We start from the raw sequence: 23,180 nt of genomic DNA on the forward strand, positions 1-23,180 counted from the left end.
GAATCCCGGGTTTCGACCCGGATTTCCCCGCCATGGCCCGCCAGTCCCGCCTGATCCTGCCGCAGCAGCCGCACTACGTCGTCCAGCGCGGCAACGACAACCAGCCCATCTTCCGCGACGACGAGGACCGCACCCGTTTCCTCGGCTGGCTGAAAGAGGCCGCCAAGGCGTACCGGGTCGCCGTCCATGCCTGGGTACTGATGCCGAACCACCTGCACCTGCTGGCCACGCCCTTCGACGAGGAGGGGCTGGCGGCGATGATGCAGAAGGTCGGGCGCCTGTACGTCCCCTGGTTCAACACCAAGTACGGCCGCTCGGGCACGCTGTTCGGCGGGCGCTTCCGCACCGCGCCGCTCGACCCCGAGCAGTACCTGCTGCCCTGCATGTGCTACCTCGAACTGCATCCGGTGCGCAGCCAGGCGGTGTCGGCGCCGCTGGAGCATCCGTGGTCCAGCCACGCCCACCATGCCGGCGTGCGGCCGGATTCCCTGGTCACCGACCATGCGCGCTACTGGGCCCTGGGGAATACCCCGTTCCAGCGCGAGGCCGCCTACCTGGCGCTGGTGCAGCAGGGCCTGTCCATGGACGAGCTGGCGGCCATCGACGCGGCGGTCGGCAAGGGCGGGGTGCTCGGCTCGCAGGCATTCATGCTCGACCTGGAACGCAAGACCAGGCGCCAGGTGCTGCCGGCCAAGCGCGGCCGGCCGTTCAAGGCCAAGCCGGAAGCCGCCTGACGCGGTACGTCGCCGCGGGCTGCGCCGGGGCGACGGTCCCGCCATTCGTCGCGCCTGCCGTCGATCCATCGCGCGCGGCTACTGCGCGGCCCGGCTTCCGCGACGCTGCGGGCGTCTTCAGGCAACCACAAGAACGCAGCATGCGCGCACTGTTGCGCAATCCAGCTACCAGATTCCATGACCAGTCCCGACATGGCGATCGAGGCGATCCCCATCGTGACGGTGGCGGCCGGATCCCTTCCGGCCGGCCGCCGAGGTGCTCTTTTACTCTGTCCCCGATTAATTTTTGCCGATCATAAATCGAATTTAATTCGACTCCGACCCTATTTATTGTTGTTGAAGTTTACCGAGGTCTGCTCTATTCTCGACTTTCAATATTCCTAAAATGCTGCGGAGCCCCCATGATTGCCCAAGGTTTGTACGATCCAGCCAATGAACACGACGCGTGCGGCGTCGGCTTCATCGCCCACATCAAGGGCAACAAGAGCCATTCCATCATCGAGCAGGGTCTCCTGATCCTGAAGAACCTCGACCACCGGGGCGCCGTCGGCGCCGATGCGCTGATGGGCGATGGGGCGGGCATCCTGATCCAGATCCCGGACCAGTACTTCCGCGACGAGATGGGCAAGCAGGGCGTCGAGCTGCCGCCGCCGGGGGAGTACGGCGTCGGCATGATCTTCCTGCCGAAGGAAAACGCCTCGCGCATCGCCTGCGAACAGGAAATCGAGCGCGCCGTGCGCGCCGAAGGCCAGGTCGTGCTGGGCTGGCGCAACGTACCGGTCGACGAGACCATGCCGATGTCCCCGACCGTGCGCGCCAAGGAGCCGGTGATCCGCCAGATCTTCATCGGCCGCGGCCCGGACGTGATGGTCACCGACGCGCTCGAGCGCAAGCTGTACGTGATCCGCAAGTCGTCGGGCCACGCGATCCAGGCCCTGCGCCTGAACCACGGCAAGGAATTCTTCGTGCCGTCGATGTCGGCGCGCACCATCGTCTATAAAGGCCTGCTGCTGGCCGACCAGGTCGGCGTCTACTACAAGGACCTGCAGGACCCGCGCTGCGTGTCGGCGCTGTCGCTGGTGCACCAGCGCTTCTCGACCAACACCTTCCCGGAATGGCCGCTGGCCCACCCGTACCGCCTGATCGCCCACAACGGCGAGATCAACACGGTCAAGGGCAATTTCAACTGGACCCGCGCGCGCGAAGGCGTCATGAAGTCGGCCGTCCTGGGCGACGACCTCAATAAACTGTTCCCGCTGATCTACGAAGGCCAGTCCGACACCGCCTGCTTCGACAACGCGCTCGAACTGCTGGTCATGGCCGGCTATCCGATCGCCCAGGCGATGATGATGATGATTCCGGAAGCGTGGGAAAACCACACGATGATGGACGACAATCGCCGCGCCTTCTACGAATACTATGCCGCGATGATGGAACCGTGGGACGGCCCGGCCGCCATGGCGTTCACCGACGGCCGCCACATCGGCGGCACGCTGGACCGCAACGGCCTGCGTCCGGCGCGCTACGTCGTCACCGACGACGACCTGGTCGTGATGGCCTCGGAATCGGGCGTGCTGCCGATCCCCGAATCGCGCATCGTCAAGAAATGGCGCCTGCAGCCGGGCAAGATGTTCCTGATCGACCTGGAAGCCGGCCGCATCATCGACGACAAGGAACTCAAGGACACCTACTCGAACGCCAAGCCGTATAAAGCCTGGATCAAGTCGGTGCGCATCAAGCTCAACGAAATCAAGCTGTCGGAATCCCAGCTCGCGGGCAACCGCGCCAAGGACGCGCCGGCGGCGGGCGAGAAGGCGGCGCTGTCGCTGCTCGACCGCCAGCAGGCGTTCGGCTATACCCAGGAAGACCTGAAGTTCCTGATGGCGCCGATGGCCGTACTGGGCGAGGAAGCCACGGGCTCGATGGGCAACGATTCGCCGCTGGCGGTGATGTCGAACAAGCTCAAACCTTTGTACAGCTATTTCAAACAATTGTTTGCGCAAGTGACCAACCCGCCGATCGACCCGATCCGCGAAGCGATGGTGATGTCGCTGGTGTCCTTCATCGGTCCGAAGCCGAACCTGCTGGACACCAACAACGTCAACCCGCCGATGCGCCTCGAGGTGTCGCAGCCGGTCATCGGCTTCGACGACATGGCGCGCCTGCGCAACATCAGCCTGCACACGGGCGGCAAGTTCAAGTCCTACGAGCTGAACATCTGCTACCCGGTCGCCTGGGGCAAGGAAGGCATCGAGGCGTCGCTGGCCTCGCTGTGCGCGGAAGCCGTCGACGCCGTGAAGTCCGGCCACAACATCCTGATCGTGTCGGACCGCGCGCTGTCGTCGGAGCAGGTCGCGATTCCCGCGCTGCTGGCCACGTCCGCCATCCACCAGCACCTGGTGATGCGCGGCCTGCGCGCGTCGACCGGCCTGGTCGTCGAGACCGGCTCGGCCCGCGAGACCCACCACTTCGCGCTGCTGGCGGGCTACGGCGCCGAGGCCGTGCACCCGTACCTGGCGCTGGAAACGCTGGCCGAGCTGGCGCATGCGCTGCCGCACAAGGAGTTCGAAGAGCGCGCGGTGGAGAAGGTCCACTACAACTACACCAAGGCGATCGGCAAGGGCCTGATGAAGGTGATGTCGAAGATGGGCATCTCGACCTACATGTCGTACTGCGGCGCCCAGATCTTCGAAGCCGTCGGCCTGAACAAGTCGCTGGTCGACAAGTACTTCAAGGGCACCTCGTCGGCCGTCGAAGGCATCGGCCTGTTCGAAGTGGCGGAAGAGGCGCTGCGCCTGCACGCGCTGGCCTTCGGCAAGGACCCGGTCCTGGCCAACAGCCTGGACGTCGGCGGCGAGTACGCCTACCGCGTGCGCGGCGAAGACCACCTGTGGACGCCGGACGCCATCGCCAAGCTGCAGCACGCGACCCGCGCCAACAACTTCAACACCTACAAGGAATACGCGCAGCTGATCAACGACCAGAACAAGCGCCACCTGACGCTGCGCGGCCTGTTCGAGTTCAAGATCGATCCGGCGAAGGCCATCCCGCTGGACGAGGTCGAGCCGGCCAAGGAGATCGTCAAGCGCTTCGCCACCGGCGCGATGTCGCTGGGCTCGATCTCGACCGAGGCGCACGCCACGCTGGCCATCGCGATGAACCGCATCGGCGGCAAGAGCAATACCGGCGAGGGCGGCGAAGACCCGCTGCGCTACGTGAACGAATTCAAGGGCATCAGGATCAGCAAGGGCGAGACCCTGGCCTCGATCCTGGGCAACGACCGCGTCGTCGCCGACATTCCGCTGCAGGACGGCGATTCGCTGCGCTCGAAGATCAAGCAGGTGGCGTCGGGCCGCTTCGGCGTCACCGCCGAGTACCTGAACTCGGCCGACCAGATCCAGATCAAGATGGCGCAGGGCGCCAAGCCGGGCGAGGGCGGCCAGCTGCCGGGCCACAAGGTGTCCGAGTACATCGCCTCGCTGCGCTTCTCGGTGCCGGGCGTCGGCCTGATCTCCCCGCCGCCGCACCACGACATCTATTCGATCGAGGACCTGGCCCAGCTGATCCACGACCTCAAGAACGCCAACCCGCGCGCCTCGATCTCCGTGAAGCTGGTGTCGGAAGTGGGCATCGGCACCGTCGCCGCCGGCGTCTCGAAGGCCAAGGCCGACCACGTGGTCGTGGCCGGCCACGACGGCGGCACCGGCGCCTCGCCGCTGTCCTCGGTCAAGCACGCCGGCACGCCGTGGGAACTGGGCCTGGCCGAAACGCAGCAGACGCTGGTGCTGAACGGCCTGCGCAGCCGCATCCGCGTGCAGGCCGACGGCCAGATGAAGACCGGCCGCGACGTCGTCATCGCCGCCATGCTGGGCGCCGACGAGATCGGTTTCGCCACCGCGCCGCTGGTCGTCGAAGGCTGCATCATGATGCGCAAGTGCCACCTGAATACCTGCCCGGTCGGCGTCGCCACCCAGGACCCGGTGCTGCGCGCCAAGTTCCAGGGCAAGCCGGAGCACGTGGTCAATTACTTCTTCTTCGTGGCCGAGGAAGCGCGCCAGCTCATGGCCCAGCTCGGCATCCGCACGTACGACGAACTGATCGGCCGCGCCGACCTGCTCGACAAGAGCCGTGCCATCGGCCACTGGAAGGCGCAGGGCCTGGACTTCAGCAATATCTTCTACCAGCCCAAGGTGAACGACCTGCGCGCGCTGCTGCACACGGAAGCCCAGGACCACGGCCTGGACCGCGCGCTGGACCACAAACTGATCGCGCAGGCGAAACCGGCGCTGGAAAAGGGCGAGCGCGTCTCGTTCATCTCGCCGGTGAAGAACCTGAACCGTACCGTCGGCGCCATGCTGTCGGGCGAGGTCGCCAAGCGCTACGGCCACGCCGGCCTGCCGGACGATTCCATCCACATCCAGCTGCAGGGTACGGCGGGCCAGTCGGCCGGGGCCTTCCTGGCCCACGGCATCACGCTGGACCTGGTGGGAGAGGGCAACGACTACGTCGGCAAGGGCCTGTCGGGCGGCCGCATCATCGTGCGGCCGAACACGGAATTCCGCGGCTGGGCGGTGGATAACATCATCGTCGGCAACACGGTGCTGTACGGCGCGATTTCCGGCGAAGCCTTCCTGAACGGCGTCGCGGGCGAACGCTTCGCGGTGCGCAACTCGGGCGCCACCGCCGTCGTCGAGGGCGTGGGCGACCACGGCTGCGAATACATGACCGGCGGCACCATCGTCGTGCTGGGTGACACCGGCCGCAACTTCGCGGCGGGCATGTCGGGCGGCGTGGCCTACGTCTACGATCCGAAGGGCGAGTTCGAGCAGAAGTGCAACACCGCCATGGTGGCGCTCGAGCGCGTGCTCTCGACCAAGGAACAGGGCGGCCACAAGGCGACCTGGCACGCGCAGACCCGCAACGGCGAGCGCGAGTCCGACGAGGCGATCCTGAAGCGCCTGATCGAGCGTCACTTCAAGCACACCGGCTCCACCCGCGCGCGCAACCTGCTGGACGACTGGGCGACCAGCCGCGGCAAGTTCGTCAAGGTCTTCCCGACCGAGTACAAGCGCGCGCTGGAAGAGATGCACAACAGCAGCATGGAAGAAGCCAACGACAAGATCGAGCTGGCTGCTTGATGAGCGAAATTGGACCCCGGCCTGCGCCGGGGCGACGTGCGTGCGTTAGCGCTTGATTCACCGTCGTCCCCGCGCAGGCGGGGATCCAATTTCCCCACCGAAGCTGCTCCGCATGCATCCCGCGGACCACACAGAATACGAATACGACAGGCCCAGCGCCCCCACAAAAGAAGGAACACTCATGGGTAAGATCACCGGCTTCATGGAATTCCAGCGCCAGGAAGAAGACCACCTGGAACCCGCCGCCCGCCTCAAGAACTACAAGGAATTCACCATCACCCTGACCGACGCGCAAGCCAAGGTCCAGGGCGCGCGCTGCATGGATTGCGGCATCCCGTTCTGCAATACCGGCTGCCCCGTCAACAACCAGATCCCGGACTGGAACGACCTCGTCTACCACGGCAATTTCCGCTACGCCGTCGAGAACCTGCATTCCACGAACAACTTCCCGGAATTCACGGGCCGCATCTGCCCGGCGCCGTGCGAAGCCGCCTGCACGCTGGGCATCAACGACGAGCCGGTCGGCATCAAGTCGATCGAGCGCAAGATCGCCGACGCAGGCTGGGAACACGGCTGGATCGTGCCGCAGCCGGCCGCCAGCAAGACCGGCAAGAAGGTCGCGATCGTGGGTTCCGGTCCCGCCGGCCTGGCCGCCGCCCAGCAGCTGGCGCGCGCCGGCCACGACGTGACGGTGTTCGAGAAGAACGACCGCATCGGCGGCCTGCTGCGCTACGGCATCCCCGACTTCAAGATGGAAAAGGGCCTGATCGACCGCCGCGTCGAGCAGATGCAGGCCGAGGGCGTGACCTTCCGCACCAGCACGCTGATCGGCAAGGATTTCCCGACCGCCGTCAGCAACATGGCGCGCGAGACCATTTTCCCGGAAGACCTGGCCAAGGACTTCGACGCCGTCGTCATGGCCGGCGGCGCCGAGCAGCCGCGCGACCTGCCGGTGCCGGGCCGCGAGCTGAAGGGGGTCTATTACGCGATGGAATTCCTGCCGCAGCAGAACCGCGTGAACGCCGGCGACAAGGTCAAGGACCAGATCAAGGCCACCGGCAAGCACGTCGTCGTGATCGGCGGCGGCGACACCGGCTCCGACTGCGTGGGCACGTCGAACCGCCACGGCGCCGCCGGCGTCACCCAGTTCGAACTGATGCCGATGCCGCCGGAACACGAGAACAAGCCGCTGGTGTGGCCGTACTGGCCGACCAAGCTGCGCACCTCGTCCTCGCACGAGGAAGGCTGCGAGCGCGATTTCGCCGTCGCCACCAAGCGCTTCGAAGGCAAGGGCGGCAAGGTCGAGAAGGTGATCGCCTGCCGCGTCGAATGGAAGGACGGCAAGATGACCGAAGTGCCGGATTCGGAATTCGAGATCAAGGCCGACCTGGTGCTGCTGGCCATGGGCTTCGTCTCGCCGGTGCAACAGGTGCTGGACGCCTTCGGCGTGCAGAAGGATGCGCGCGGCAACGTGCGCGCCACCGTCGACGGCGAGAGCAGCTACCATACCTCGGTGCCGAAGGTCTTCACCGCCGGCGACATGCGCCGCGGCCAGTCGCTGGTCGTGTGGGCGATCCGCGAGGGACGCCAGTGCGCCCGCGCCGTCGACGCGTTCCTGATGGGGACGTCGGACCTGCCGCGCTGATCCGCACCGCCCGCCTTCAGGACGGCCCGGTCTCCCCGGGCCGTTTTGCATTTGCGCATCCCAAACGTTTGCGCAAACGCAAACACTTCACGCATTTCGATTTGACGGATTTTACAAATAGGCCTATATTTTTCACATCTGTATTGGAAACGTTTCCAATTTTCGCTTCCGCAAGTCCCATTCGAGACCGGCAACCGAGCCGGCGCGCCGCAGTCCGTCCCAGCGCAGTGCAAGGGACCGCCTGCATTTTCTTTGGAGTGAACAGAGGAGTCGATGTGAATAACGAGAACGATCAGCATCAACCGAATCGGAAACCTTTCCAGATCCTGCTGGCCGGCGTCCTGCTGGCGGCGGGCGCGCAGGCCTGCGCCAGCGTCACCAATCCCGTCATCGGCCAGCTGCTGTGGTCGGAGGAATTCAACGGCGCCAGCGTCGACACGGCGACGTGGAATGTCATCGACGGCAACGGTTGCCCGAACCTGTGCGGCAACGGCAATGCCGAGCTGCAGTACTACAGCCCGAACAATGTCTCCATCGCGGACGTGCCGTTCGAGCCGGGCACGCGGGCGCTGGCGCTGCGCGCCCAGCGCCAGACCGTGGGCAGCAATGCCTTCACGTCCGGCAAGGTCGAGAGCCACAACAAGGTGCAGGTGCAGTACGGCATGATCGAGATCCGGATGGCGACGCCGAACCTGACCACCGGCCTCTGGCCGGCCGCCTGGCTGCTGGGCACCAGCGCGCAGACCTGGCCGCGCAACGGCGAGATCGACATCATGGAGATGGGCCACAAGGCGTCCAGCCGCGCGGCGGCCGGCGGCAACCCGTCGGCCAACAACTTCGTCGGTTCCAACGTGATCACCTGGCAGCAGGCCGCCTGCGTGCCCGGCAACGAGAGCTGCGCCGCCTCTACCGCCTGGCAGACCAAGAACTGGTACGTGCCGGCCACCTCGCTGGCCAACCGCTTCGTCACCTACCGCCTGTACTGGACCGAGAGCGAGATGCGCTTCACCACCGTCGACAACGGCGTCGAGCGGAACATGTACGATGCGCCGCTGCCGGTGAACTCGACCGCGCTGCAGGCGCCGTTCTACCTGCTGCTGAACATGGCCGTGGGCGGCAACTTCACCGACGCCGCCACGCCGGAACAGGTCACGGCGGCGCTGCCGGCCACGACCTACGTCGACTACGTGCGCGTCTACCAGCTCGACGGCAAGGGCGCGGTCAAGCTGGGCAACCAGACCGTGCCGGAAGTGGCCGGCAAGTTCGGCGTGTTCACCGACACCACGGCCGTCAACGCCAAGCTGGTGGCGGGCACCAGTTCCGACATCTTCCTGTGGAACGGCGCGTCCAGCGGCGCCGGCACGACCGCGCCGTACGAAGGCAGCAACGTGATCGCCTGGGCCTACACGGCGCCGAACCAGTGGTGGGGCGGCGGCATCCAGGCGCGCCAGGCCCGTGACCTGACCAACTACCGCAACGGCACGATGCGCTTCCGCATCAAGATCCCGGCGAACGTCGCGTTCAATATCGGCATCGGCGACACCTACACGAACCAGAACTGGGTCAGCTTCCCGGCGAACACGACGGCCTATGGCCTGGTGCGCAACGGCGACTGGGCCACGGCGACGATTCCCGTCTCGACGCTGATCGGGCCGAAGGTGGCGCTGCAGTCGATCCTCGACGTCTTCATGATCTCGAGCGACGCCAACCGCCTGCCGGCGTCCACGTTCCAGTTCGCGATCGACGACATCGTCTGGGATGCCGGCACGACGACGACCACCCCGCCGCCGCCGTCCGGCCCGACCTCGGTGACGCAACTGTCGGCGACGACGCTGCAATTCGCCACCACCACCGGCGGCTGGGCCGACGTGCACTACACCGTCAACAACGGCGCGCAGCTGAACGTGCGCATGCGCCTGGACGGCAGCACCAATACCTATGTCGCCGGCGGCCTGAAGAGCGGCGACGTGGTGCGCTACAGTTTTACCTACTGGGATACCGCGCGTAACTTCGCGGTGGACACGGCGCAGCAGAGCTACACGATGCAGTAGGGTGGACGGGTCCCCCGTCCACGCGGTGATACGCGACGGGGGACATATCGCACGACAAATCGAAAGATGGTTGAACGGGTGGACGGCGCAGCCGTCCACCCACGGTCCTTCTTTAGTGACTCACCCGCTGCAACGGCGACGACCCCGGCCTGGCCTGCTGGCGCCGTTCGCGCCGGTTGCTGAATTCCCCCGGCAGTTCCGAATCGAGCAGGCGGTTCACCAGGTACAGCGGGCGCCGCTTGACCTCGTTGTAGATGCGCCCGACGTATTCCCCCAGCAGGCCCACCGAGATCAGCTGCACGCCGCCCAGGAACAGGATCACCGTCATCAACGAGGGATAGCCGCGCACCGGGTCGGAATACATGAGCGCCTTCCAGATCACGAATACCGCGTACATCAGCGACAGCACCGCCACGACCAGGCCGAGGTAAGTGCTCGCTTTCAGCGGCGCCACCGTGAACGAGGTGATGCCCTCGATGGCGAAGTTCCACAGCTTCCAGTAATTCCACTTGGTGTTGCCGGCGGCGCGCGGGTCGCGCCGGTACAGCAGCGGCCGGGAAGGGAAGCCGACCCAGGCGAACAAGCCCTTCATGAAGCGGTGTTCCTCGCGCAGCTTGCCCAGCGCTTCCACCGCGCGGCGCGACATCAGGCGGAAGTCGCCCGTGTCGCGCGGGATCTCGACCCGGCTGACTTTCTTGATGACACTGTAGAAATGGTGGGCGGTGAATTTCTTGAACCATGTCTCGCCGTCGCGCTCGGCGCGCATGCCGTACACGACGTCATAGCCTTCGCGCCAGGCGTCCAGCAGTTGCGGGATCAGTTCCGGCGGATCCTGCAGGTCGGAATCGAGCACGATGACGACGTCGCCCTTGGTATGGTCCAGCCCCGCGCTGAGCGCGATTTCCTTGCCAAAGTTGCGCGACAGGTCGATCACGGTCAGGTGCGGATCGCGTTCGCGCAGCGCGTGCATCAGCGCCAGCGTGCGGTCGCGGCTGCCGTCGTTGACGAGCACGATCTCGTACTGGCAACCCAGGCCGGCGAGCACGTCGGTGACGCGGCGATGGAATATTTCCAGCACTTCCTCTTCGTTATAGGCGGGCGCGACCACCGAAATGCTGGGCATCGTGCCGGGCGGGCGCGGACTGAGCGCGGGATGCTCCGGCGCCGGCGTAGCTAACGGAATATCCATGTCTTGCTCACGATGAAATTGATGACGAGGACCACCGCCGTGGCGACGACCTGGGCCAGCAGGAAGTGCAGGCCGGCACCGCTCAGCAGTCCCACCAGGAGCCCGTTGAGCAGCGCGCCGGCCACGGCAAGCGCCACGAAACGGGGCAGGGTACGGCGATGGTCCGCGTCGCTGGCGAAGGTGTAGCGGCGGTTGAGCAGGTAGACGAGGCAGGCCCCGGCCGCGGCGCCGGCGAACGCCGCGCGGCCCGGGGCCACGTGCAGCAGCGTGACCAGCACGACCAGTACCAGGTAGTGCAATCCCGTGCCGAGGCCGCCGACGGCGGCGAACTTGGCGAATTGCGTGCCGACGAAGCGGCTGGTGGAAGGACTGTATGAACGGACCATAGTGTGTTCGTTTGAACTACCGCAAAATGTTACATTCATGCAAGGAAGCCTCGACATTATTTTAACCTCTTGCAAATAAGCTCACAGCTATCGTGCGCGGGGCGTCGCGCGGGCGGCGGCGACGTGCCGGCACGCTCGATGCGCGCCCTTCCGACGACGCAGCGTGGCGCGATACCGGCGCGTCGTGCCGCGATGGTAGTTTCCGTAAAGAACTGTTAATATGGATCAATAAAGTACACTGGTCGGTGTATGCATAATTTATTAAAAACAAGCACTTACGCCGCCGGATATCTGACTTTTCGTTCATTAGTGTTGTAATATCACGTCGATAACAGCGCCGGAAATCGGGCGTCTCCAGCAGGCCTTGCCCTTTCTGCACTACAATATGAGATTCTCAATATAGGCAAGTTCACCGTGTCCAACCTCGTCGAAATCCGCGATCTGCATTTTTCGTATGGAGATCGCCCCATCCTGTCGAACCTGCGCATGGATTTCCCGCGCGGTAAGCTGGTTGCCGTGATGGGCGGTTCCGGCTGTGGCAAGACCACGGTGCTGCGCCTGATCGGCGGCCAGATCCGGCCGCAGCAGGGCACCGTCTCCATCAATGGAGAGGTCATCAACCAGCTCGATACCGAAGGCGTCTACCGCCTGCGCCGCAAGATGGGCATGCTGTTCCAGTTCGGCGCCCTGTTCACCGATCTCACCGTGTTCGAGAACGTGGCCTTCCCGCTGCGCGAGCACACCGAGCTGCCGGAAGAGCTGATCCGCGACCTGGTGCTGATGCGCCTGAACGCCGTGGGCCTGCGCAATGCGCAGCAGCTCAAGCCGAACGAGATCTCGGGCGGCATGGCGCGCCGCGTGGCGCTGGCCCGCGCCGTCGCGCTCGACCCCGAACTGATCATGTACGACGAGCCGTTCGCCGGCCTCGACCCGATCTCGATGGGCGTGACCGCCAACCTGATCCGCAACCTGAACGATGCGCTGGGCTCGACCTCGATCCTGGTCTCGCACGACGTGAACGAAACCTTCGCCATCGCCGACTACGTGTACTTCATGGCGTCGGGCCGCATCGTGGCCGAGGGCACGCCGGAAGACCTGCGCCGCTCGACCGACCCGTACGTCGTCCAGTTCATCAACAACCAGCCGGACGGCCCGGTGCCGTTCCACTACCCCGGCAAGTCGCTGGCCGAAGACCTGGGCCTGGGAGGCCGGAAGTGATGACTAACTTGCTCGGCTTTATCGGCGGCCTGGTGCTCGACATGTTCGCGCGCATCGGCTTCGTCGCCCGTTCCTTCGTCAAGCTGCTGGCGCGGGCGCCCGGCGCCCTGCGCCGGCCGACCCTGATCTCGGAACAGATCCATTTCATCGGCAACTACTCGCTGCTGATCATCGTCGTGTCGGGCCTGTTCGTCGGCATGGTGCTGGCCCTGCAGGGCTATTACACGCTGAGCCAGTTCGGCGCCGAGGAAAAGCTCGGCCAGCTGGTGGCGCTGTCGCTGCTGCGCGAACTGGGTCCGGTGGTGACGGCGCTGCTGTTCGCCGGCCGCGCCGGCACCTCGCTGACGGCCGAGATCGGCCTGATGAAGGCGGGCGAGCAGCTCGCCGCGATGGAAATGATGGCCGTCAACCCGATCCAGCGCGTGCTGGCGCCGCGCTTCTGGGCCGGCCTGATCGCCATGCCCGTGCTGGCGACCGTGTTCTCGGCCATCGGCGTGATCGGCGGCTACCTGGTCGGCGTGCAGCTGATCGGCGTCGACGAGGGCGCGTTCTGGTCGCAGATGCAGGCCAACATCGACGTGCGGCGCGATGTCATGAATGGTGTCCTGAAGAGCCTGGTGTTCGGCATCGCCGTCACCTTCACCGCCCTGTTCCAGGGCTACGAGGCGAAACCGACGCCGGAGGGCGTGTCGCGCGCGACCACCCGCACCGTCGTCGTGGCATCGTTGATGGTGCTGGGCCTGGACTTCATCATGACGGCGTTGATGTTTAATAAGTGATTAAAATCAGCGTTATATATTAGGAAAACTTATGCATCGCAAATCTATTGACGTCTGGGTCGGACTGTTTGTCCTGTTGGGTGCGCTGGCGCTCCTATTCCTGGCACTGAAAGCCGGTAACATGAGCACGATTTCGTTCAGCAAGACGTATGCGGTCACGGGCCGGTTCGACAACATCGGCGGCCTCAAGCCGCAATCCCCGGTCAAGAGCGCGGGCGTGGTGGTGGGACGGGTCGGTGCGATTTCCTTCGACGACAAGACCTTCCAGGCGAACGTGCGCCTCGACCTGGAGCCGGCCTACAAGTTTCCGAAGGATAGCTCGCTGAAGATCCTGACTTCGGGCCTGCTGGGCGAACAGTACGTCGGCATCGAAGCCGGCGGCGATACCAACAACCTGGTCGAGGGCGACCGCATCACCCGCACGCAGTCGGCGGCCGTGCTCGAAGACTTGATTAACCAATTTATTTATAGCAAAGCAGCCGACGGAAAGGACGGTGATAAATGACGACCCGTAACGCATCTGGACAGTTCCGCGTGCGCGGCCTCGCAGTGGCCGCCGGCGTTGCCCTGTTGCTCAGCGGCTGCGCCACGACCAATCCGCGCGATCCGTTCGAGAAATTCAACCGCGCGATGTTCAGCTTCAACGACGCGGTCGACCGCACCGCGCTGAAACCGGCCGCCACCGTCTACAAGAAAGTCACCCCGAGCTTCGTGCAAACCGGCGTGAACAATTTCTTCGGGAACTTGTCGGACCTGTGGAGCTCGCTGAACAACTTCGCCCAGTTCAAGGGCCAGGACGGCTTTTCCGACCTGACCCGCTTCGCCGTCAACTCGACGCTGGGCCTGGGCGGCGTGCTCGACATCGCCACCCCGGCCGGCCTGCGCAAGCACAACGAAGACCTGGGCCAGACGCTGGGTTACTGGGGCGTGCCTGCCGGCCCCTACTTGATGTTGCCATTGTTGGGCCCATCTACGATCCGCGATACCGCGGCGCTGCCGGGCGACTGGTGGGGGGACCCGTGGACCCACGTGAACGACGTGCCGTGGCGTAACAGCGGTATCGTGCTGCGCGCCGTCGACCAGCGCGCCAGCGTCCTGGATGCCTCGACGCTGCTGGAAGAAGCCGCGCTCGACCGCTACGAGTTCCTGCGCGATGGCTACCTGCAGCGCCGCGAAAGCCAGGTGCTGGACACCGACAAGGCGCAGGAGCGGGCCGAGAAGATCCACGACCGCATCGAGAAAGTGCAGGAAAAGCTGGGTGTCAAGAAAGCGCAGGCCCCGGACGACGGCAGCGGCGACGCCGCCGCGCCGGCCGCGGCGCCGGAAGGTTCGCCGCCGAACAATCCGCCGGTGCCGGCGCCCGTGACGCCCGCCCCGGCCACGAAGTGAACAATGCAGGCGGGGCCGCCATGGCGGCCCGCCCCAACCGACGAAGGATATTATGAAACCCATCGCACAACTGATCATGACCGCCGCCGTGGCCGTCTCCGCCAGCGTCCTGGCACCGGCCGCCATCGCCCAGGAAGCGCCGGATGCGCTCGTCAAGCGCATCAGCAACGACGTCATCAACACCGTCAAGTCCGACAAGGACATCCAGGCCGGCAACCGCCAGAAGATCATGGACTTGGTCAATTCCAAGATCCTGCCCTATGTCGATTCGCAGAAGATGACCGCGCAGGCCGCCGGCCGCCACTGGCGCCAGGCCACCCCGCAGCAGCAGCAGCAGCTGACCGAGGAATTCCGCACGCTGCTGGTGTACACCTACTCGGGCGCGCTGTCGCAGATCAAGAACGAAACCGTCGAATTCAAGCCGTTCCGCGCCGACCCGGCCGACACCGACGTCGAAGTGCGTTCGCAGGTCAACGTGACCCGCGGCGAGCCGATCACCCTGAACTATCGCCTGTCCAAGGGCCCGCAGGGCTGGAAGATCTATGACCTGAACGTGCTGGGCGCCTGGCTGGTCCAGACCTATACCAGCACGTTCAATTCGGAAATCTCGAAGGGCGGCATCGACGGCCTGATCAAGAAGCTGCGCGACCGCAACCAGCAGCTGGCCGCCAAGCCGCTGGCCGCCCCGCAGAAATAAGCATGGCCGAAGCCAATCCCATGCTCTCGCTCGACGCCCTGACCTTCCAGAATGCCCAGGCGGCGCTGGAGCAGGGCTGCGCGGCGGTCGCCGCCGGCGAGACCGTGTTCGACCTCGGCGGCGTCAAGGCCGCCGACTCCTCCGCCCTGTCGCTGATGCTGGCGTGGCAGCGCCGCGCCCAGGCCCAGGGGCGCGCCCTGAAGTTCGTCAACGTGCCGGCCAATGTCGAGGCGCTGGCGAAGCTGTACGGCGTCGACGCATTGCTTGGCCGCGCCTGAGCGCCGGCCCCGGCGCCCGTGCGGCGCCTGCTGTTGTTGACGATGGGCAAGAGTTCATTGTAGGGTGTCGCTTCGACACCTTCCTGACGAGGACCCAATGAAGCCCATCGCATCCCTGGTCGCCACCGCCGCCCTGGCGTGTTCCGGCGGCGTCATCATCGCCGCGCCGGCCGCGGCCGCCGAAGAGGCGCCCGATGCGCTGGTCCAGCGCGTCTTCACGGGGATGCTCGATGCCGTCAAGGCGGATCCCGCGTTGCGCGCCGGCGATCGCCGCAAGCTCGCCGACCTGGTCGAGGAGCGTTTCCTGCCTTATGTCCATTTCCAGCACATGACGACCCTTGCCGTCGGCCGCTTCTGGCGCCAGGCGACGCCGGAGCAGCAGATGCGCCTCGTGTCGGCGGTCCGCAAGCTGGTGGTGCATGCGTATGCCGATGCACTGGCCCAGGCGGCGGACGGTACGCCGACGTTCTTCCCCGCGCGCGGCGGTCCCCAGGACGACGATATCGAGGTGCGCTCGCAGGTTCCGGTGGCAGGCGGCGCCCTGCATGTCTTCAATTACCGCCTGGAAAAGCTGGCGCATTATGGCTGGAAGGTCTACGACCTCGACCTGTCGGACGGGTGGCTGGTCGTCGGCATGAAATCCAGTTTCGCGGCCGAGATCGCCAAGGGCGGCATCGATGGCCTGGTGTCCAGGCTGGAAGCGCGTAACCACCAATGGGAACGCGGCCTGCCGGCCGCGTCGCGCCGATGAGCGCGAGCGGGACGGACACGCCCGAAGCGCTGGTCCGGCTGGCGATCGGCTCACTGGCACGGGCCATCGATGCCGATGCCGACGGCCGGGCGGGGCATGCCGCAGCGTTGCTGCGCAAGGTATGGGAGCATTTCCTGCCTTACACCATCTGGGATCGCGCGACGCAGTTGACCGCGGGCCGCTACTGGCGCCAGGCCGCGCCGGACCAGCGCATGCGGATCGCGCATGAATACCGCCAGCTGATGCTGCTGACCTACGTCGAGGCGCTGCTCCCGGTGCGCGCCGGCGCCGCGCTCGAGGTCGAGCCGGCCGGCAGCGGCGATGCCGACGCCGATGCCGATGCCGATGCCGACACCATCGTCCGCACGCGCATCGCCGGCGCCGCCGGCGCGGCGCTCGCACTCGACTACCGCCTTGCGCGCACGCCGTCGGGATGGCGCATCTACGACCTGAAGACCGGGGGCGGGTGGTTCATCATGCGCTACCAGCAAGCGTTTGCGGAAGAGGTGCAGCGCAACGGATACGTCGGCCTGCGCGACCGGCTGCGCAGGGAGAAGGAAGGCCTGGCCGCGAGGCTGGGCGTCGCGCCGGACTGACGCGCCGCGCCCCGGCCGCGACGGCGGCCGGGGCGGCCGCCGACCGAAATCCGGAATTCTTCTATAATGGCTCGTTTCCCTGCACGGCCCATCCCCGCCCGGGCCATCCCACCGCATGACAGCAGCCATCCAGATAGATAGCGTCGAGAAAAGCTACAAGGGCTTCAAGGCCCTCAAGGGCGTTTCCCTGAGCATCGAGCAAGGCGAGTTCTTCGGCCTGCTCGGGCCCAACGGCGCCGGCAAGACCACCCTGATCTCCACCATCGCGGGCCTGATCCGCCCGGACGTGGGCAGCATCCGCATCCACGGCCACGACGTCGTCACCGACCAGCGCCAGGCGCGCATGAAGCTCGGCGTGGTGCCGCAGGAACTGGTGTTCGACCCGTTCTTCACGGTGCGCGAGACGCTGCGCCTGCAGTCCGGCTACTTCGGCCTGAAGAACAACGACAAGTGGATCGACGAGGTGATGGAAAACCTCGACCTGACGCCGAAGGCCGACGTCAACATGCGCGCGCTGTCGGGCGGCATGAAGCGGCGCGTGCTGGTGGCCCAGGCCCTGGTGCACAAGCCGCCCGTGATCGTGCTGGACGAGCCGACCGCCGGCGTCGACGTCGAACTGCGCCAGACGCTGTGGAAGTTCATCGCGCGCCTGAACCGCGAAGGCCATACCGTCGTGCTGACCACTCACTACCTGGAAGAGGCGCAGGCCATGTGCCAGCGCGTGGCCATGCTCAAGACCGGCAACGTGGTGGCGCTGGACACCATGTCGCGGCTGCTGCGCCGCGTGTCCGGGTCCTCGCTGGTCGTGCACCTCAAGCAGGGCCGCCTGCCGGAAGGGCTGCGCCACCTGGTCGCGCACGACGAGCACGACGAAGGCAAGGGCAACGGCGGCAACACCTATACGCTGCGCGTGAACGAGTATGCCGAAGTCGAGGGCATCCTGGCGCGCCTGCGCGAAGCCGGCGCCGAGATCGACGAGATGCAGCTGCAGCAGGCCGACCTGGAAGACATCTTCATCCAGATCATGGAAGGGGAGGGCGCACGATGAACCTGTTTTCCGTGGGTTTCCGCACCCTGTTCTACAAGGAGATCCTGCGCTTCTGGAAGGTGGCCACGCAGACCGTGGCCGCGCCGGTCGTGACCTCCATGCTCTACCTGCTGATCTTCGGCCACGTGCTCGAAGGGAAGGTGCAGATGCTGGACGGCGTGACCTACACCTCCTTCCTGATCCCGGGCCTGGTCATGATGAGCGTGCTGCAGAACGCGTTCGCCAACTCCTCGTCCTCGCTGATCCAGTCGAAGATCACCGGCAACCTGGTGTTCATCCTGCTGCCGCCGCTGTCGCACTGGGAAATCCTGTCGGCCTACGTGGCCGCCTCGATCGTGCGCGGCCTGGCCGTCGGCGCCGGCGTGTTCATCATCACCGCGTGGTTCGCCCACCTGAGCTTCACGGCGCCGCTGTGGATCGTCGTGTTCGCGCTGCTGGGCGCGGCCATCCTCGGCACCATGGGCGTGATCGCCGGCATCTGGGCCGAGAAGTTCGACCAGCTCGCCGCGTTCCAGAACTTCCTGATCATGCCTGCAACGTTTCTGGCCGGCGTGTTCTATTCGATCCAGAAACTGCCGCCATTCTGGCTGGCAGTCTCGCATTTCAACCCGTTCTTTTATATGATTGACGGGTTCCGTTACGGTTTCTTCGGCAAGTCGGACGTCTCGCCCTGGACCAGCCTGGCCATCGTCGCCGTGTTCTTCGTGGTCCTGGCCGCCGTCGCCATCAACATGCTCCGTCGCGGCTACAAGCTGCGTCACTGATTTAACAGGATTGCCAACGTGTCTACCACACCCGAACTGATCCACGGCTACATCAAGAATGGCCTGGAGTGCACCCACCTGGAAGTGGAGGGCGACGGCCAGCATTTCAGCGCCGTCATCGTCTCGAACGCCTTCGCCGGCAAGAGCCGCATCCAGCGCCACCAGATCGTCTATGCCGCGCTGGGCGACCGCATGCGCGCCGAGATCCACGCGCTGTCGATGAAGACCCTGACCCCGGAAGAGTACCAAGGATAATTATGGACAAGCTCCAGATCGTCGGCGGCAAGCGCCTGCACGGCGACATCCCCATCTCGGGCGCCAAGAACGCGGCGCTGCCGATCCTGTGCGCCGGCCTGCTCACCAGCGGCGACCTCGCCCTGTCGAACGTGCCGCGCCTGCACGACGTGCGCACCATGCTGCGCCTGCTCGAGCAGACCGGCCTGAAGGTGACCCAGGACGACGAGCGCGTCACGCTGAACGGCGCGAATATCACCAGCCTGGAAGCGCCCTACGAGCTGGTCAAGACCATGCGCGCCTCGATCCTGGTGCTCGGCCCGATGCTGGCCCGCTTCGGCGAGGCCAGGGTCTCGCTGCCGGGCGGCTGCGCGATCGGCTCGCGTCCGGTCGACCAGCACATCAAGGGCCTGCGCGCGATGGGCGCCGACATCACGATCGAAGGCGGCTACATCCACGCCAGGTGCGCGAAGCTCAAGGGCGCGCGCATCCACACCGACATGATCACCGTCACCGGCACCGAAAACCTCCTGATGGCGGCCACGCTGGCCGACGGCGAGACGATCCTGGAAAACGCCGCGCGCGAGCCGGAAGTCGTCGACTTGGCCAACATGCTGGTGGCGATGGGCGCGAAGATCGACGGCATCGGCACCGACCGCCTCGTGATCCAGGGCGTGCCGTCCTTGCACGGCACGCAGCACGCCGTGATCTCGGACCGCATCGAAGCGGCCACCTTCCTGTGCGCGGTGGCGGCCACCGGCGGCGACATCCGCATCACCAACACCCGCACCGACATCTTCGACGTGGCGCTCGACAAGCTGCGCGAGATCGGCCTGCAGCTGGCCATCGAGGGCGACACCATCCGCGCGCGCATGGACGGCCGTCCGCAGCCGGTCTCGTTCCGCACCACGGAATACCCGGGCTTCCCGACCGACATGCAGGCCCAGTTCATGGCCGTGGACACGATCGCGGCCGGCCCGAGCCGCGTGACCGAGACCATCTTCGAGAACCGCTTCATGCACGTGCAGGAACTGAACCGCCTGGGCGCGCAGATCTCCACCGAGGGCAACACCGCCTTCATCGAAGGCGTCCCTCGCCTGGTCGGCGCGCCCGTGATGGCGACCGACCTGCGCGCCTCGGCCTCGCTGGTGATCGCCGGCCTGGCGGCCGAAGGCACCACCGTCGTCGACCGCATCTACCACCTGGACCGCGGCTACGATCGCATGGAAGCCAAGTTGTCGGCGGTGGGCGCGGATATCGTCCGCATCAAATAACAGAACCTATCGGAATAGCCCCGTTCTTTACCAACGTCGTCCCCGCGCAGGCGGGGACCCAGTTTCTGCATGCGTGTCGATTGCGCCAGCAGGATCGGGCCCTGGCCTGCGCCGGGGCGACGGTGTCGAGTGCAGCGTTCCCCATCAAAGCAGTGACATGACCACCACCGACAGCCCCCAGCTGATCCTCGCCCTGTCCAAGGGCCGCATCTTCGAAGACACCCTGCCCCTGCTGCGCGCGGCCGGCATCGAGGTCCTGGAAAACCCCGAGACCTCGCGCAAGCTGATCCTCGCCACCAACGACCCCGGCATCCGCGTGCTGATCGTGCGCGCCAGCGACGTGCCGACCTACGTCCAGCATGGCGCCGCCGACTTCGGCGTGGCCGGCAAGGACGTGCTGCTCGAGCACGGCGGCGAAGGCCTGTACCAGCCGGTCGACCTGCGCATCGCCTGCTGCCGCATGTCGGTGGCGGTGAACGCCGGCTTCGACTACCGGAACGCCGTGCACCAGGGCGCGCGCCTGCGCGTGGCCACCAAGTTCGTGCACACGGCGCGCGAGCACTTCGCCAAGAAGGGCGTGCACGTCGACCTGATCAAGCTGTACGGCTCGATGGAGCTGGCGCCGCTGGTCGGCCTGTCCGACGCGATCGTCGACGTGGTGTCCACCGGCGGCACGCTGCGCGCCAACAACCTGGTCGAGGTCGAGAAGATCATGGACATCTCCTCGCGCCTGGTCGTCAACCAGGCCGCGCTCAAGCTCAAGCGCGAGCGCCTGCAACCCATCATCGAGGCCTTCGACGCGGCCTCCAAGCTGCAAGGGCAAACCGCATGAACATCCAGGTCCGCAAGCTCGACTCCACCGCCGCCGACTTCCAGCAGACCCTGAGCGCGCTGCTCGCGTTCGAGGCCGAGACCGACGACGCCATCGAATCGGCCGTCGCGGCCATCCTCGCCGACGTCAGGAAGCGCGGCGACGCCGCCGTGCTGGACTACACGAACCGGTTCGACCGCCTGCCGGACGGCGGCGCCGCCACCATGGCCGCGCTCGAAGTCGGCCAGGAAGAACTGGACGCGGCGCTGGCCGCGCTGCCCGAGGCCCAGCGCGCCGCGCTGCAGGTGGCGGCCGAACGCATCCGCGTGTTCCACGCGCGCCAGAAGCAGGAACTGAACGGTTTCAGCTACACCGAGCCGGACGGCACGGTGCTGGGCCAGCGCGTCACGCCGCTGGACCGCGTCGGCATCTACGTCCCGGGCGGCAAGGCCGCGTATCCGTCGTCGGTGCTGATGAACGCGATTCCCGCCCAGGTGGCCGGCGTGAAGGACATCGTGATGGTCGTGCCGACCCCGGACGGCGTCAAGAACCGCATGGTGCTGGCCGCGGCAGCGATCGCCGGCGTCACGCGCGTGATCACCATCGGCGGTGCCCAGGCCGTGGCCGCGCTGGCCTACGGCACCGACAGCATTCCGCCGGTCGACAAGATCGTCGGCCCCGGCAATGCCTACGTGGCGGCGGCCAAGCGCCGCGTGTTCGGCACCGTGGGCATCGACATGATCGCCGGCCCGTCCGAGATCCTGATCGTCTGCGACGGCACCACCGACCCGGACTGGGTCGCCATGGACCTGTTCTCGCAGGCCGAGCACGACGAGCTGGCCCAGGCCATCCTGCTGTGCCCGGACGCCGGCTACATCGCGCAGGTCGAGGCCAGCATCCACAAGCTGCTGCCCACGATGCCGCGCAAGGACACCATCGCCACCTCGCTGACCGACCGCGGCGCCTTGGTAAAAGTGCGCGACATGGACGAGGCCTGCGCCATCGCCAACGCCATCGCCGCCGAGCACCTGGAGATCTCGGCCGCGGACCCGCAGCGGTGGGCGGACAAGATCCGCCACGCCGGCGCGATGTTCCTGGGCCGCTTCTCGTCCGAGTCGCTGGGCGACTACTGCTGCGGCCCGAACCACGTGCTGCCGACCTCGCGCACGGCGCGCTTCTCGTCGCCGCTGGGCGTGTACGACTTCCAGAAGCGCTCGTCGGTGCTGTTCGTGTCCGAAGCCGGCGCCCAGACGCTGGGCCGCGTGGCGGCCGAGCTGGCGTACGGCGAGGGGCTGCAGGCGCATGCGCGCAGCGCGGAGTTGAGGCTCAAGTCGGCATCATGACCCCCTGGCTCGACCAGGTGTTCTGCGAGGATGCGCTGGCCGGGCTGGCGCGCATCCCCGACGGATCCATCGACCTGGTGCTGACCGATCCGCCGTACAACCTCGGCAAGGACTACGGCAACGCCTCCGACCGCCAGAGCGTCGAGGACTACCTGGCGTGGACCGAGCGCTGGATCGACGCCGTGCTGCCCAAGCTGAAGGACAACGGCAGCCTGTACATCTTCCTCACATGGCGCTATGCTCCCGAGATCTTTGTGATGCTCAAGCGCCGCATGACGATGATGAACGAGATCATCTGGGACCGCCGCGTGCCCTCGATGGGCGGCAGTACCCGCAGCTTCAGCTCGGTGCACGACACCATCGGCTTCTTCGTGAAGCGCAAGGATTACTATTTCGACCTGGACGCCGTGCGTATCCCGTACGACGCCGCCACGAAGAAGGCGCGATCGCGCTCGATCTTCGTCGGCGCCAAGTGGCTGGAAGTGGGCTACAACCCCAAGGACCTGTGGAGCGTGTCGCGGCTGCATCGCGAACATGCGGAACGGGTCGACCATCCGACCCAGAAGCCGCTCGAGATCATCGAGCGCATGGTGAAGGCGTCCTGCCCGCCGGGCGGCGTCGTGCTCGACCCGTTCATGGGCAGCGGCACGACGGCGCTGGCGGCCAAGCGCCTCGGCAGGCACTATGCCGGCTTCGAACTGAACCCCGCCTATTGCGCGATCCTCGAAGCGCGGCTGGCGGCGCCCGAGGTGCCGCCGACGCTGGCGAAGAAGCGCGGCGCGGCCGCGCGCAGGAAAGCCGCTGCCGCCGCCGTGCCCGCGGCGGCCGCCATCCCGGGCGAAGCGACCTGACATC

At 66.2% G+C, this 23,180-nt stretch carries 21 protein-coding genes; 19 read left to right on the top strand and 2 right to left on the bottom strand.

Annotated features, from left to right (window positions below; genetic code table 11):
• The first annotated feature begins 32 nt into the window (after nucleotides 1-32).
• From QZ749_RS02085 to QZ749_RS02100, 4 genes are all read left to right on the top strand, one after another.
• Complete coding sequence (locus tag QZ749_RS02085) at nucleotides 33-734, top strand: transposase (protein ID WP_296942717.1); 702 nt, start codon at nucleotides 33-35, stop codon at nucleotides 732-734.
• Between the two features lie 401 nt (nucleotides 735-1,135).
• Complete coding sequence (locus tag QZ749_RS02090; protein WP_296942719.1) at nucleotides 1,136-5,872, top strand: glutamate synthase-related protein; 4,737 nt, start codon at nucleotides 1,136-1,138, stop codon at nucleotides 5,870-5,872.
• Between the two features lie 181 nt (nucleotides 5,873-6,053).
• A complete protein-coding gene (locus QZ749_RS02095) occupies nucleotides 6,054-7,517 on the top strand; it encodes a glutamate synthase subunit beta (RefSeq protein ID WP_296942721.1) in 1,464 nt (487 codons plus the stop codon).
• Between the two features lie 275 nt (nucleotides 7,518-7,792).
• Nucleotides 7,793-9,568, top strand: a complete 1,776-nt coding sequence (locus QZ749_RS02100) for a glycoside hydrolase family 16 protein (RefSeq protein WP_296942723.1) — start codon at nucleotides 7,793-7,795, stop codon at nucleotides 9,566-9,568.
• A gap of 112 nt (nucleotides 9,569-9,680) precedes the next feature.
• On the opposite strand, the gene QZ749_RS02105 is transcribed toward QZ749_RS02100, so the two are convergent.
• Together QZ749_RS02105 and QZ749_RS02110 are read right to left on the bottom strand one after the other, a co-directional pair.
• The gene (locus QZ749_RS02105; RefSeq protein ID WP_296942725.1) at nucleotides 9,681-10,757 is read right to left on the bottom strand and encodes a glycosyltransferase family 2 protein; all 1,077 of its coding nucleotides are present in this window, start codon (nucleotides 10,755-10,757) and stop codon (nucleotides 9,681-9,683) included.
• Complete coding sequence (locus QZ749_RS02110; RefSeq protein WP_296942727.1) at nucleotides 10,742-11,143, bottom strand: GtrA family protein; 402 nt, start codon at nucleotides 11,141-11,143, stop codon at nucleotides 10,742-10,744. Before QZ749_RS02110 ends, QZ749_RS02105 begins: the two co-directional genes overlap by 16 nt.
• Before the next feature lie 414 nt (nucleotides 11,144-11,557).
• Here QZ749_RS02110 and QZ749_RS02115 point away from each other — a divergent pair, with 414 nt between their 5' ends.
• From QZ749_RS02115 to QZ749_RS02185, 15 genes are all read left to right on the top strand, one after another.
• On the top strand, nucleotides 11,558-12,361 hold the full coding sequence (locus QZ749_RS02115; protein ID WP_296942729.1) for an ABC transporter ATP-binding protein: 804 nt from the start codon (nucleotides 11,558-11,560) through the stop codon (nucleotides 12,359-12,361).
• Nucleotides 12,361-13,140 carry a lipid asymmetry maintenance ABC transporter permease subunit MlaE gene (gene mlaE, locus QZ749_RS02120; protein WP_296942731.1) on the top strand — a complete coding sequence of 260 codons (780 nt, stop codon included), beginning with the start codon at nucleotides 12,361-12,363 and terminating at the stop codon, nucleotides 13,138-13,140. Before QZ749_RS02115 ends, mlaE begins: the two co-directional genes overlap by 1 nt.
• Before the next feature lie 31 nt (nucleotides 13,141-13,171).
• Nucleotides 13,172-13,645, top strand: a complete 474-nt coding sequence (gene mlaD / locus QZ749_RS02125) for an outer membrane lipid asymmetry maintenance protein MlaD (RefSeq protein WP_296942737.1) — start codon at nucleotides 13,172-13,174, stop codon at nucleotides 13,643-13,645.
• A complete protein-coding gene (locus QZ749_RS02130) occupies nucleotides 13,642-14,529 on the top strand; it encodes a VacJ family lipoprotein (RefSeq protein ID WP_296942745.1) in 888 nt (295 codons plus the stop codon). The genes mlaD and QZ749_RS02130 overlap by 4 nt, the downstream gene beginning before the upstream one ends.
• Before the next feature lie 52 nt (nucleotides 14,530-14,581).
• A complete protein-coding gene (locus tag QZ749_RS02135; protein ID WP_296942747.1) occupies nucleotides 14,582-15,226 on the top strand; it encodes a phospholipid-binding protein MlaC in 645 nt (214 codons plus the stop codon).
• A 2-nt stretch (nucleotides 15,227-15,228) separates the two neighbouring features.
• On the top strand, nucleotides 15,229-15,504 hold the full coding sequence (locus tag QZ749_RS02140; protein WP_296942749.1) for a lipid asymmetry maintenance protein MlaB: 276 nt from the start codon (nucleotides 15,229-15,231) through the stop codon (nucleotides 15,502-15,504).
• Between the two features lie 97 nt (nucleotides 15,505-15,601).
• A complete protein-coding gene (locus tag QZ749_RS02145; RefSeq protein WP_296942751.1) occupies nucleotides 15,602-16,255 on the top strand; it encodes a phospholipid-binding protein MlaC in 654 nt (217 codons plus the stop codon).
• Nucleotides 16,252-16,851: a phospholipid-binding protein MlaC gene (locus QZ749_RS02150; protein ID WP_296942753.1), complete on the top strand. Its 600-nt coding sequence runs from the start codon at nucleotides 16,252-16,254 to the stop codon at nucleotides 16,849-16,851. Before QZ749_RS02145 ends, QZ749_RS02150 begins: the two co-directional genes overlap by 4 nt.
• Nucleotides 16,852-16,966: 115 nt before the next feature.
• Nucleotides 16,967-17,899: an ATP-binding cassette domain-containing protein gene (locus tag QZ749_RS02155; RefSeq protein ID WP_296942754.1), complete on the top strand. Its 933-nt coding sequence runs from the start codon at nucleotides 16,967-16,969 to the stop codon at nucleotides 17,897-17,899.
• Nucleotides 17,896-18,663, top strand: coding sequence for an ABC transporter permease (locus QZ749_RS02160; protein WP_296942756.1), 768 nt, complete (start codon nucleotides 17,896-17,898; stop codon nucleotides 18,661-18,663). The genes QZ749_RS02155 and QZ749_RS02160 overlap by 4 nt, the downstream gene beginning before the upstream one ends.
• 18 nt (nucleotides 18,664-18,681) lie before the next feature.
• Complete coding sequence (locus tag QZ749_RS02165; protein WP_296942758.1) at nucleotides 18,682-18,918, top strand: BolA family protein; 237 nt, start codon at nucleotides 18,682-18,684, stop codon at nucleotides 18,916-18,918.
• Between the two features lie 2 nt (nucleotides 18,919-18,920).
• A complete protein-coding gene (gene murA / locus QZ749_RS02170) occupies nucleotides 18,921-20,171 on the top strand; it encodes a UDP-N-acetylglucosamine 1-carboxyvinyltransferase (protein ID WP_296942760.1) in 1,251 nt (416 codons plus the stop codon).
• A gap of 157 nt (nucleotides 20,172-20,328) precedes the next feature.
• Nucleotides 20,329-21,003, top strand: a complete 675-nt coding sequence (gene hisG, locus QZ749_RS02175) for an ATP phosphoribosyltransferase (RefSeq protein WP_296942762.1) — start codon at nucleotides 20,329-20,331, stop codon at nucleotides 21,001-21,003.
• Nucleotides 21,000-22,325 (top strand): histidinol dehydrogenase, encoded by a 1,326-nt coding sequence (gene hisD, locus QZ749_RS02180; protein ID WP_296942764.1) that lies wholly within the window; start codon nucleotides 21,000-21,002, stop codon nucleotides 22,323-22,325. The genes hisG and hisD overlap by 4 nt, the downstream gene beginning before the upstream one ends.
• Nucleotides 22,322-23,176, top strand: coding sequence for a site-specific DNA-methyltransferase (locus tag QZ749_RS02185; protein WP_296942767.1), 855 nt, complete (start codon nucleotides 22,322-22,324; stop codon nucleotides 23,174-23,176). The genes hisD and QZ749_RS02185 overlap by 4 nt, the downstream gene beginning before the upstream one ends.
• Nucleotides 23,177-23,180: the final 4 nt, after the last annotated feature.

This window comes from uncultured Massilia sp. (assembly GCF_913773735.1).
GTDB lineage: Bacteria > Pseudomonadota > Gammaproteobacteria > Burkholderiales > Burkholderiaceae_D > Telluria.